This window comes from Gallibacterium trehalosifermentans (genome assembly GCF_042433055.1).
GTDB classification, from domain to species: Bacteria; Pseudomonadota; Gammaproteobacteria; order Enterobacterales; family Pasteurellaceae; genus Gallibacterium; species Gallibacterium trehalosifermentans.
Genome location: NZ_JBHLWB010000009.1, coordinates 126,754 through 138,927, shown reverse-complemented (window position 1 = coordinate 138,927; position 12,174 = coordinate 126,754). Strand labels below are relative to the sequence as shown.

13 protein-coding genes and 1 riboswitch are annotated in these 12,174 nt (G+C 36.8%); of the genes, 7 read left to right on the top strand and 6 right to left on the bottom strand.

The genetic code is table 11. From position 1 onward, the window contains the following. Position 1 precedes the first annotated feature (1 nt). The gene (locus ACFFHK_RS08440) at positions 2–934 is read left to right on the top strand and encodes an ATP-grasp domain-containing protein (protein WP_382371440.1); all 933 of its coding nucleotides are present in this window, start codon (positions 2–4) and stop codon (positions 932–934) included. A 9-nt stretch (positions 935–943) separates the two neighbouring features. Continuing rightward, the gene (locus tag ACFFHK_RS08435) at positions 944–1,819 is read left to right on the top strand and encodes a ferritin-like domain-containing protein (protein ID WP_382371704.1); all 876 of its coding nucleotides are present in this window, start codon (positions 944–946) and stop codon (positions 1,817–1,819) included. A gap of 134 nt (positions 1,820–1,953) precedes the next feature. Here ACFFHK_RS08435 and ACFFHK_RS08430 read toward each other — a convergent pair whose 3' ends face one another. After that, positions 1,954–3,396 (bottom strand): SLC13 family permease, encoded by a 1,443-nt coding sequence (locus ACFFHK_RS08430; RefSeq protein ID WP_382371438.1) that lies wholly within the window; start codon positions 3,394–3,396, stop codon positions 1,954–1,956. A 117-nt stretch (positions 3,397–3,513) separates the two neighbouring features. Further along, entirely contained in the window at positions 3,514–4,395 is an 882-nt protein-coding gene (locus ACFFHK_RS08425; protein WP_382371436.1) for a VirK/YbjX family protein, read from the bottom strand. Positions 4,396–4,569: 174 nt separating this feature from the next. Between ACFFHK_RS08425 and argA the strand changes: the two genes are divergently transcribed. From argA to ACFFHK_RS08405, 4 genes are all read left to right on the top strand, one after another. Beyond that, positions 4,570–5,898, top strand: a complete 1,329-nt coding sequence (argA, locus tag ACFFHK_RS08420; RefSeq protein ID WP_382371702.1) for an amino-acid N-acetyltransferase — start codon at positions 4,570–4,572, stop codon at positions 5,896–5,898. A gap of 48 nt (positions 5,899–5,946) precedes the next feature. Next, positions 5,947–5,991: riboswitch (PreQ1 riboswitch) on the top strand. A gap of 3 nt (positions 5,992–5,994) precedes the next feature. Continuing rightward, the gene (gene queC / locus ACFFHK_RS08415; protein WP_382371434.1) at positions 5,995–6,660 is read left to right on the top strand and encodes a 7-cyano-7-deazaguanine synthase QueC; all 666 of its coding nucleotides are present in this window, start codon (positions 5,995–5,997) and stop codon (positions 6,658–6,660) included. Beyond that, positions 6,653–7,081, top strand: coding sequence for a 6-carboxytetrahydropterin synthase QueD (gene queD / locus ACFFHK_RS08410; RefSeq protein ID WP_382371432.1), 429 nt, complete (start codon positions 6,653–6,655; stop codon positions 7,079–7,081). Before queC ends, queD begins: the two co-directional genes overlap by 8 nt. Beyond that, the gene (locus tag ACFFHK_RS08405) at positions 7,081–7,695 is read left to right on the top strand and encodes a 7-carboxy-7-deazaguanine synthase QueE (RefSeq protein WP_382371430.1); all 615 of its coding nucleotides are present in this window, start codon (positions 7,081–7,083) and stop codon (positions 7,693–7,695) included. The genes queD and ACFFHK_RS08405 overlap by 1 nt, the downstream gene beginning before the upstream one ends. Before the next feature lie 62 nt (positions 7,696–7,757). Here ACFFHK_RS08405 and ACFFHK_RS08400 read toward each other — a convergent pair whose 3' ends face one another. After that, positions 7,758–9,599 carry an autotransporter domain-containing protein gene (locus ACFFHK_RS08400; protein WP_382371428.1) on the bottom strand — a complete coding sequence of 614 codons (1,842 nt, stop codon included), beginning with the start codon at positions 9,597–9,599 and terminating at the stop codon, positions 7,758–7,760. 264 nt (positions 9,600–9,863) lie between these two features. On the opposite strand from ACFFHK_RS08400, the gene ACFFHK_RS08395 reads away from it, so the two are divergent. Beyond that, positions 9,864–10,724, top strand: a complete 861-nt coding sequence (locus tag ACFFHK_RS08395; protein ID WP_382371426.1) for a phosphoribosylaminoimidazolesuccinocarboxamide synthase — start codon at positions 9,864–9,866, stop codon at positions 10,722–10,724. A 56-nt stretch (positions 10,725–10,780) separates the two neighbouring features. Here ACFFHK_RS08395 and mog read toward each other — a convergent pair whose 3' ends face one another. From mog to glnB, 3 genes are read right to left on the bottom strand one after another with little or no spacing between them, the layout of a single operon-like run. Continuing rightward, the gene (mog, locus tag ACFFHK_RS08390; RefSeq protein WP_382371700.1) at positions 10,781–11,353 is read right to left on the bottom strand and encodes a molybdopterin adenylyltransferase; all 573 of its coding nucleotides are present in this window, start codon (positions 11,351–11,353) and stop codon (positions 10,781–10,783) included. Positions 11,354–11,355: 2 nt separating this feature from the next. Next, the gene (locus ACFFHK_RS08385) at positions 11,356–11,826 is read right to left on the bottom strand and encodes a DMT family transporter (protein WP_382371424.1); all 471 of its coding nucleotides are present in this window, start codon (positions 11,824–11,826) and stop codon (positions 11,356–11,358) included. Beyond that, positions 11,826–12,164, bottom strand: coding sequence for a nitrogen regulatory protein P-II (gene glnB, locus ACFFHK_RS08380; protein WP_382371422.1), 339 nt, complete (start codon positions 12,162–12,164; stop codon positions 11,826–11,828). The genes ACFFHK_RS08385 and glnB overlap by 1 nt, the downstream gene beginning before the upstream one ends. Positions 12,165–12,174: the final 10 nt, after the last annotated feature.

Here is a 12,174-nt window from a genome sequence, read left to right as displayed (position 1 = left end):
CATGAAATTATTAATGTTATGTCGTGAACCACGCCTATACAGTTGTATCCGCTTACAAGAAGCAGCGGAAGAAAGTGGTCATCAAATCGATATTCTCGATCCTAATCGTTGTATTCTGCATTTAGCAGCTAATGGTGAACAAAAACTTTATTATCAAGCGATCAACCAATTTGATTATCATTTACTGCCTGAATATGACGGTGTTATTCCACGTTTTGGTACAGCAAGCACTGAAATGGGCTGTAGAGTATTGTGTTATTTTGCTGCACGCCATATTCCTGTACTTAATTCTGCTGAGGCGTTTGCCTTAGCACGTGATAAATGGCAAAGTCTGCAAGTACTGCATCAACATTCATTACCTGTACCCACGACTGCTTTAGGAGGAAATGAAGTCAATGCGGAAGCCATTGCTACGCATATTGGTGCACCAGCTATTTTAAAAACGCTATCTGGTTCACAAGGTATTGGTGTGATGTTAATGACAGAAAACAATAGCACTGTAAGCGTAATGGAAACACTCAAACACGCAAATATTCCTGTATTAGCCCAACAATTCATTACTGAAGCAAAAGGGCATGATTTACGCTGTTTTGTAATTGGTGATCGCGTAGTCAGTGCAATGGAACGCCAAGGGAAAGTAGGTGAGTTTCGAGCTAACTTCCATCGAGGTGGGAGTGCAGTCCCAGTGAAACTCAGCTCACAAGAAATAGAATTAGCCGTTACTGCGACTAAAGTCATTGGATTAGATGTCGCTGGTGTCGATATCATTCGCACGAAACAAGGCCCAATGATTTTAGAGGTTAATGCAAGTCCTGGCTTAGAATTAATTGAAAAAACAAGTAAATTAGATATTGCTGTACAGATGATCGCTTATTTAGAACGGAAAATTCACTTCACTAACCCCCCCCCTCACTTACGGAAAATTAAGGAATAATCATTCATGATGAATACGGAAGCAACCCAGTTTTGGCAAGCTGTTACCACTGCATTAGCAGAAAAAAATCCAAGCCAAAAATGTGAATTGGTTAATCAGCTTATGGCAACGGATTGGCATTGGGATTTTTTATTAGCAGAGCAAAATTATCCGATCGTTACACCGCAAGATGAAATTGTTGGCATACCTGATAAGCCACAATTAGTTGCCCCTCAAGCCGTCCCAAAACGTGCCTTTTCTACACCAGAAGGCTATGCCGCAACATTTCACGCGATTGCACATATTGAATTTAATGCCATTAATTTAGGCTTAGATGCGGCGTGGCGTTTTGGTTTAGCTGCCCAACAAGAACTCGGACAAGGAATGGCTTTTGTTAAAGACTGGCTGCGTGTTGCCCATGAAGAAACCTATCACTTTGGTTTAGTTAATCAACACTTGCAAAGTCTTGGCTACCAATATGGCGATTTTGAAGCCCATTCTGGTTTATGGGAAATGGCTCAAGCAACCGCCCACGATATTTGGCAACGTATGGCATTAGTACCGCGTGTGTTAGAGGCAAGAGGGTTAGATGCAACGCCACCATTACAAGAAAAAATGGCTCAACGAAAAGATTTTCGTGCGGTCGAAATTTTAAATATCATTTTAAATGATGAAATTGGACACGTTGCGATTGGTAATCATTGGTATCACACTCTTTCCGAAAAACGTCAACTCGATCCATTAGCTAGCTTTACTGAACTCCTGCGCCAATATCGGATTGTCATTTTTAAAGGTGTAATTAATACTGATGCTCGCCTGCAAGCTGGATTTACGCAATTTGAACTGGATTGGATTAAAGAAATTGAAGATTCACTAAAAGTTGAACGTAAAAAAGTAGTTATTTAATGTGTGAGTCATATACTCACACGTTAATTTCTCCATGATTCTTTTACTCGTAAAATCTGATTTTTCTTACCACTAGAATGCCAAAAAGCCCCCAAAAGGATCACATCTTTTGGAGGCTACAGAAGATTTATTGATTAAAAAAACAACATCACAACAGTTACCCACATAATGCTTAACGCTGGTCCTAATAAACCAATTACAATACCGCCTAAACGGAACTCTGACTGACGGATTAATCCCGTACTAAAGGCAATCGCATTTGGTGGTGTTGACACAGGTAAAAATAACGCACAAGAAGCACTTAATCCAATCACTAAAGGCAATACAGCTGGCGACACATCTGCAGAGAATACTTTCAAGAGAGATAAACCAACTGGAATTAAAATAGTCGTCGCCGCAGTGTTACTCATAAAGTTTGATAACACAACCGTAATAAAAGCAAATAAAATCAATAATGTTATAAAACTAATGTGAATATTACTGAGCTGATTAACAAAATGGCTGGCGATTTGTTGTTCTTCAATCGCTAAGCCTAAGGCTAACCCACCTGCAACTAACATTAATGTATCCCACGGTAATTTACGCACATCATCAGAATCAATCACACCTAACATCGTTAAGCCAACAATCGGAATACCTGAAGCAGCGGCAATCGGAATAGCAAATAATTTTGCGGTTAGCCAGAAAAATAAAGTAACTGCCAAAATCACTAATACAATCGCTTTTTGGGTGCGATGTTCTTTGACTTCATTTGGTTCGCTTTCTTCGCTAGTATGTTGCAAGAAATCAAACTCTAATTGTTCACTTGCACTAATCCGATAACGTTTAATCAACACTCGCCAAAAAATAAAAATTAAAACAATCGCAATAGGCGTTCCCATCAACATCCATTCTAAAAACGAAATGTGATAACCGATATTCTCTAACGCACCAACAGCAATCGCATTGGGCGCCGATCCAATAATCGTCGCCATGCCTCCTATTGATGCTGCCGCGGGAATTCCTAACAATAACGCACGAGAGATATTGGCTTTTTTATCTAAGGTAACAAATAACGGGCTCACTGTCGCAATCATCATCGCCGTAGTAGCTGTATTACTCATTAGCATTGACATCACTGCGGTTAATGCCATTAAGCCAAGTAAAATATTTTGTGGATTTTTCCCAAATTTTGGCAACATTCGCTTTAATAATAGAATATCTAATCGTGTCTTTTTCATCGCTTCTGCAAGGAAAAAACCACCCAAAAAGAGCCAAATGACACTGTCTGACCATGTTTGTAGATATTGCATGGCATTTTCAGCATCACTCCGCCCCATAATTAAAACTAAGAAGCCGATAATTAAAATACCAACAGAAAATGGTGGAATGGCTTCTGTTACCCATAAAGAAATAGCAAAGAAGATTAAAAATAGCACATAATTTTGTGTTTGATTAAAGGTTGGATCGCTGAGCCAATTCATCATTGCCCAGCCAAAGAAAAGTGAAAATAGAAATAGTCCAACCTTACTTTTCCGCACTTCTGCAATAGGGTGCTTGGTTAAATTTTTTAGTGATGTATAAATAGAATCCGACATAAATTTCTTCTCATTCTTTCAAGTAATACAGATATTAATTATAAGAAAGAATGAGGATCTGATTTTTGTTTTACATCACATTTTTTTTCAATTTTGAACGCTATGAGCTTGAAGTAATTAGCTATGTTGCTGAATACCTAACATAACTTGATCAAATAATTCGTAACGTTTGCGATACATTGAACGTTTTTTGCTCTGAATCTCTTCTAAAGGACGACGCTCAACCAATAAAGGTAAAAACCAATAATTTTGCTGATAACTACCGCCATTTTCTTGCCAAAATTCATCATAATTCATATAAATTTTCTTACTGCCATGTAAACGAATTTTGGTTTGGGCTTTATGCGGAATACCAATCAACTGTAATTGCCAATGTTGTGCCAACCATTTAAAACATTCCACTAACATAAACATCGGGCGCATACCATGGAGCTGTTTTGTCAGTTTTTTGACAATTTCTGCAGCATTTTCGCCACTTGGTCCTTGAATACTGGCAATTAATAATCGATTTTTATCAATAATGGCAAATGACGCATCATAATAGCGTTGTTCCGTCCCATCTTGGATATTCAGTGAAAACAAGCCTTCAAAAGGATCAATTTGATTCACATTTAAATGTAAAGCTAAACCATTGCCTAGATCCGCTAATTTCAATGTACCTAATTCAACCAGTTGTTCACACTTCTCTTCTCCCAATAACGTTTCTATGGCAAGAAAGGTATTTTTCAACTGTAGCACTCGCTGAGCAGCAGAAAATCGCTTATCACAATAGTGATACAAAATAGTATGAAAGCGATGCTTATGATCTTGAAATAAGGGTAACCAAAGGGAATGTTGATTTAAAAATTGAATAAAATCATTACCTTGCTTATACGTTATGATCCGTCGCGCAAAATAACGTAAGACATAGCGAAGCTGTTTTAAAACTCGTCGCTCCTGCCCGAATGGATACATTTCTTGTACGGTTGGAAAATGAGTAAATGGTTGTCTAGAGAACATATTTTTTCTTCATAATCATTTTTAGTAGCGTTATTCTAAATATCTAAATCTAAAGCGCAAAGTGTTTCATGAGTATTTTTTACTAAAAGCGAGATAATTACCTTGCAAAGCCTTCTTTATTGCATATAAAATCACTTTTATTACATAATTATTCAAAAAATAGGAAGTTTTATGATCCGCAGCACTGAACTCGTCCAATGGTTTCGCCAATCAACACCTTATGTTACTGCACATAGAGGAAAAACCTTTGTCATTATGTTAGATGGTTATACCACCGCCAGCCCAAATTTTATTAATATCATTGATGACATTAGTTTATTACACAGTTTAGGCATCAAATTAGTGATTGTTTTTGGTGCAAGAAAACAAATTAATGATGCGTTGCAACTTGCACAAATCAAAGAACGTTATCATAAAAATATCCGAGTTACTGATGCCGAAACCTTAAAAATTGTGAAGCAAGTCGTTGGAAGCTTACAACTTGATATTACTGCTCGTCTCTCATTACGCATGAATAATATTACCCATCACGGTATGCCAAACGTGGTCAGTGGTAACTTTGTCATTGCTCAACCGATTGGGGTTGATGATGGCGTGGATTACCAACTCAGCGGAAAAGTTCGCAAAATTGACAGCGAGGGGATTAAACAACAGCTAGAACAAAATGCGATTGTAGTGATTGGACCTGTAGGGGTTTCCGTAACTGGCGAGAATTTTAACCTTGCATTTGAAGAATTAGCTGCGCAAATTGCAATAAAATTAAAAGCTGAAAAGGTAATTGGCTTTTGTGAGCAGCAAGGTATTCTTGATGAAAATCAACAAGTTATGCCAGATCTCACCTTACTCGCAGCAGAACATCATTTGCAACAATTTATCGCACAAAATGCTTATCATAGTTCAGAAGCGCGCTTCCTTTATACCGCATTAGACGCCTGCCGTAATGGTGTAAAACGGGCACACTTACTAAGTTATTTGGAAGATGGTGCTTTATTGCAAGAGCTTTTCTCACGTGATGGGATCGGTACGCAAGTATCATTAGAAAGTTCTGAAATTGTGCGCATTGCAACCATTAAAGATATTCCAAATTTACTTGCCTTAATTCAACCATTAGAACAGCAAGGTATTCTGGTAAAACGTTCTCGGGAACAACTCGAAATGGAAATTGATCACTATACGGTGATCGATCGTGATGGTGTAATGATTGCGTGTGCGGCATTAAACCCTTATTTTGAGGAAAAAATGGCAGAAATGGCTTGTGTTGCTGTACACCCAGATTATCGCAGCTCTTCTCGTGGGGATATTTTATTAACCCACATTAAAAAACGTGCGCTTGCCCTTGGGATTGAAAAATTATTTGTCTTAACCACTCGCACGGTACATTGGTTCCAAGAACGAGGATTTAAGATTGCTAACGTAGAAGATTTACCCACAGAAAAACGGGAAAAATATAATTATCAACGCCGCTCTAAAATTCTAATCCAAGATCTCAATGTTGAAAATTGAGCAAAGCGGTTGAGTTTCTCACTCAATTCGTTAGAATGACGCCTCTTGATTGTCGTGGTTCGCAAACCTCCCACGTTAAAAAACTAGGAACATATTATGCAAAACAAAAAAGCGGTCGTCATTTTTTCTGGCGGTCAAGATTCTACAACTTGTTTATTACAAGCTTTACACACTTATGGCAAAGGCAACGTTGATGTTATTACGTTTAAATATGGACAACGTCATCATATTGAACTAGAAAAAGCACAATGGATTGCCAATGATTTAGGTGTAAAACAAACCATTATTGATACTTCCGTTATCACCTCTATTACCCACAATGCCCTGCTAGATAGCGCACAATCTATTGAGCAAAAACAAGGCGAATTACCCAATACCTTTGTCGATGGGCGTAATGCCTTGTTCTTACTGTATGCAGCTATTTATGCTAAAAGCCAAGGGATTAGCGATATTATCACTGGTGTATGTGAAACCGATTTTAGCGGTTATCCTGATTGTCGAGATATTTTCATTAAGTCAATGAACGTTACCCTCAATTTAGCGATGGATTACCACTTTAATCTGATTACACCATTGATGTGGCTCACCAAAAAAGAAACTTGGGCATTAGCAGATCAACTCGGTAAACTTGATTATGTGATGCAACATACTCATACCTGTTATGAGGGTGTGGAAGGAGGTTGTCATCACTGCCCAAGCTGTCTTTTGCGTGAAAAAGGATTACAAGAATACCTTGCTAGCAAAGGACAAACCAATGTTTAAAGTTGCGAAAGAATTTAGTTTTGATATGGCACATCTGCTTGATGGGCATGATGGAAAATGCCAAAACTTACATGGTCATACTTATAAATTACAAGTCATTGTTATTGGTGAAACACACGTTGATGGGGCGAAAAAAGGAATGGTTTTAGATTTTAGTGATCTCAAACAAGCTGTAAACCAGTTGATTTTACAACCAATGGATCACGCTTTTATTTATGATCAAACCAGTGAACGAGAGTGTAAAATTGCACAACTCCTCACAGAATTAAACTCTAAAACATTTGCTTTACCTTATCGTACAACTGCCGAAAACTTGGCGCATTTTATTTTTCATCGTTTACAAACTACGTTGCCAGTAACCATTGATGCAATCCGTCTATGGGAAACACCAACATCTTTTGCCGAATATAGAGAACCGTAATGCAAATCTGTTATCCAATCGTTGAAATTTTTGAAAGTTTACAAGGTGAGGGATTTAATACTGGTATGCCTGCTGTTTTTCTCCGCTTTGGTAAATGCAATTTAGCTTGTCCTTGGTGTGATACCGACTATCACACCTTTCAACAATTAACCTTGCAACAAATTGCCGAAAAGGTCGCTCGGTTCAGCAGTAAAAATCTGATTATTACGGGTGGTGAACCTACTATTCAGCCTAACTTACGCAAGCTGTTAACCTATTTCAAACAACAAGGGTATTTTCTAGCAATAGAAACCAATGGTTTAAAAGAAGTTCCACCGCAAATTGATTATATTGCTACCAGTCCTAAACGTTTATACCAAGAAAAGTATCTGCAACGCTGTATTACTTTTGCTGATGAAGTACGAATCGTAAATGATGAACCAGATATTATTACTTTCTGCCAAATGATAGCTGGAAAAATCCAAGCAGAACATTATTATCTGTCGCCTTGCGAGCGGAATGGTGAGATGAATTTGCTTGATACTCTGCAAAAAATAGGGCAATTAAATGCACTTTCCGCCAAGCCTAAATGGCAATTAAGTTTGCAAACCCATAAGATTATTGGAATAGAATAGTTAAAAAATACCTCATATCAGTATGATATGAGGTATCATTACTTTTTATCAGCATTATATCTTTAGAACTTCCATTTTATACCGATATTACCTTTCAAACTGGTTTTAGATGGTCTATTTTTAAATGAAAATTCAGTATGAATTGCACTATATAAAATAAAATTTTTATCTGTTATCCAGTCCAATCCAAGCCCAATATCTCCCCAAGTGTGAGGCGTTTTTAAATTTAACTTATCCTGCCCAAACGTTACCTCTTTCCCATGTTTTATATCTCGTAACATATCTGCTGTAAGCCATAATTTTTTGTTATCACCACTATATTCTAGACGTCCACCAAGTCTCAATCGAAGAGAGTTTTCTCTTTGAAAAGAGATATTATTTTCGTTATGCTGCAAGTGTGTATAATTAAATTGATAAATAGCTTGTCCTTGAGCTTGGAGTAACCATTTTTTTGTTTGATATAGGTTATAACCAATTTCACCACTTAATGCTACTCCCGCACCATAAAGACGATGATTATTTTTTTCAATACTCTGTATAGAATGTTTAGCTACAAAGAGCTGTCCAATATAATCAGTGTAACCCCAAATATAATCATTTGTGTGATATGCGCCTAACGAAAAGAAATCAATAGTATCAGTTGCTACTTTTTTATACCGAGGAAGTAATGCTCCCTCTTTTAACTCTACATAGAAATTATCATAGAAATTCGCAATCCCACGCTGATAACTTCCCATTATTCCAGTACGATTTTCTTTTGTCTCAGTTAAATGTTTTCTTAAATCATACCCAACTTGAAAACCATATGTATATAACTTACTATCAAATTGTGTTGATTTTAAATTTTCATGTGATCCGAGTAATCTGACCCAACTGTTGCCATCTTTCTGGAATGACTGTCCTACTCTATCATGACGACGAGAAATACTATTCATTGCCATTTCTTGAGTTAGTAAAGATGTATAAAGTATTGCTCCTGTATCATCTTGATATGCCCCTTTATCAGGTTGATTCTGATCATAAATCCAACCCCAAGCATATTTAGCTGTTGGATTACTTGCTGTATTTGTACCAGGTACTAATTGTAAATACACGATTTTATTACTATTCTGTAAAGTAGACTTGCCGTAAAAAGCAAAATTATTACGTGATGGATTGTCAGGAGAAACAAAAGAACCTTGTTCTACAGTAATAACAGCAGGAGAAAACTGGGTAACGCCATTTTTATCCAAAATATCGCCTAATAAAATATCATTAGGAAGCGCTATACGTGTATAACCATAAGCCGCACCACCAATTGTCATTGTCATTCCTGTTAACGAGCCAACAGAACCATCTGCATTGACACTTCCGTTATCCCATTTCTGTTGTGGTAACGTAATAGTGATATTCTGTTCATCAGCAGTCGTTCCTATATCTTCTAATGAGCTGATATTTTGAGTGGTTCCATACCAATTTTCACCCACAGTAAAAGATTGGTTTGTAATATCCGTTAGACTCGATCTAATAAGCCATTTAGACTGATAACCAAAAAAACTATTTTGTACATAAATTCCTTCCCCTATTGTCATTTCACCAGGAGGATTATTTGCCTCAACTTTCAAATTCCCCAAAAATTTAATCTGTTTTCTTGACTTAGCTTTAAATGGTCCACCTGTAATTAAGGTATTTCCTGAGATATTAATATTATTTCCTGCATTTATACTAATAGAACCATGTGCAGAAACTTTAAATTGTATATTATCACGTTTAATAATAGAGTTCCCCGTGCTGGTAATAGATGTTGATGGTTGGGTGGTAGGAGAATCACTGCCAATGATCATCGCTGCAAATGAGTTATTATTTACCCCCCCCCACATGATGGCTAGCATAATAGCTATTTGGTTCACTCTGAACTGTTTCATTTCTCTTTCTCCTTTAAAAATTTTAACAAAAACAAAAATAACACTTATAAAGTATTACACAAAATGAGGTATTTCACAAAATAATATATTTGCCGTAATCAATCATCAAAAATTTCATATAGAAAATATTTTCAATATGATCTTAGACTTACAAAGCCCCAAATAGATAAGAAAATTTTTTCATAATAGTAGCAATAACGATGAAATAGAATAATAACCATAGTATAATTTGTAACGGTTTTATTTTAATACAGGTATTCCGTTATGCAAACAATTAGCCTAAAAAAAATTTATTCTGGAAAAGTTCGTGATCTCTATGAAATTGATGACAAAAGAATGTTAATGGTCGCCTCTGATCGTTTATCGGCTTTTGATGTTATTCTTGATGATCCAATTCCACGTAAAGGCGAAATTCTCACTCAAATTTCAAACTTCTGGTTCAAAAAATTAGCTCATATTATGCCAAATCATTTTACTGGTGATACCGTATATGATGTCTTACCCGAAGCAGAAGCAAAAGCGATTGAAAAACGTGCGGTGGTTTGTAAACGTCTTACCCCTATTAAAATCGAGTCGATTGTGCGTGGTTATTTAACAGGTAGCGGTTTAAAAGATTATCAACAAACAGGTGCGGTATGTGGTATTGAATTACCAAAAGGATTAGTTGATGCCAGCAAATTACCTGAACCAATTTTTACCCCATCAAGCAAAGAAGAAATCGGCAATCACGATATTAATATCAGTTATGTAGAATGCGAAAAATTAATTGGTAAAGAATTAGCTGCACAAGTCAAAGCGAAAGCGATTGAACTTTATACAACGGCTGCCGAGTATGCCCTAACAAAAGGTATTATTATTTGTGATACAAAATTTGAATTTGGCTTAGATGAAAATGGTACCTTAACCTTGATGGACGAAGTATTGACTCCAGACTCTAGCCGTTTTTGGTCAGTCGATACTTATCAAGAAGGAACTAATCCACCATCGTTTGATAAACAATTTATTCGTAACTGGCTAGAAAATAGCGGTTGGAATAAACAACCGCCTGCACCAAGCGTCCCACAAGAGATTATCGAGCAGACTGTTGCGAAGTATCAGGAAGCATTTGATTTATTAGCAAAATAATTAAATTTCTTATCTAAAAGCAGTTTAAACAATATAGTTTAAACTGCTTTTTTACATTACTTCTTCTTCGGTCGAAAACTATCCACCACCGTTTTATGAGTATCAATATAAATGCCACTTAATAATTCTAAACAGTAAGGAACAGCGGCAAAAATGCCTTTCACAATCACCTTACCGTTTTCATCTTTTAACCCTTCTAAGGTTTCTTTAATTGCTTTTGGTTGTCCTGGTAAATTCAGGATCAAACTCTCTTTACGAATAACACCCATTTGGCGAGATAAAATTGCTGTTGGTACAAATTGCAAACTAATTTGTCGCATTTGTTCACCAAATCCTGGCATTTCACGATCGGCTATTGCCAATGTCGCATCAGGGGTAACATCTCGTTTTGCTGGTCCTGTACCGCCCGTAGTTAATACTAAATGACAGCCACAATCATCAACCAATTCTTTTAATGTTTGTTCAATCAATGGTTGTTCATCTGGAATCAAACGAGTTTCCACTGTAAATGGATCAATAAGTGCTTGGCTTAACCACTCTTGTAGAGATGGTAAACCTTTATCTTGATAGATCCCCTGTGAAGCACGATCCGAAATTGAAACTAAACCTACTTTAAGTTGTGTCATTATCTTTATCCTTTTAAACCAAACCATTTATCACCAAAGAAAAAGAGCAATAACCCTAATACGACAACAAGTAAACCGCCGATTTTCCATAAGGTCATTTCTCTCACTGGCATATAAATTAAACCGAAATGATCGATCAACATTGCCGCCACTAATTGACCGATAATAATAAAAAATAACATATTGGTAATGCCGACTTTAGGGGCTAAAAAAATGGTCGTAAAGACAACTAAAGCTCCCAGAGGCCCACCAATAAATTTCCAAAATGGTTGTCCAGCAAGATTTTGTAGTCCTTCCCACAGATTTGTTTTTACTAGACAGACAATAAACAAGGCTAATGTTCCAGTAGCAAAGGAAATTAAGGCAGCAATAAGTGGTTGTCCTGCAACCACTTTACTTAACTGACTATTGATCGCCGCTTGTGAGGCTAACCCTACCCCTGCCACTAAGGCAATCACAATATAAATAACGCCCACTAAATTGCGTCCTCGTTTTCTTCACCAGTACGAATACGGATCACACGTTCTACATCATAGACAAAAATTTTGCCATCACCGATTTTACCTGATTGCGCGGTTTCCATAATCGCTTCGATACATTGTTCAACTTGTTCATCAGTAATGACAATTTCTAATTTCACTTTTGGTAGAAAATCCACCATATATTCTGCACCACGGTAAAGCTCAGTATGTCCTTTTTGACGACCAAAACCTTTTACTTCACTCACGGTCATTCCTGTGATCCCGATTTCTGAGAGGGCTTCACGCACATCATCTAATTTAAATGGTTTAATAATTGCTTCGATCTTTTTCATACTTGCCTCC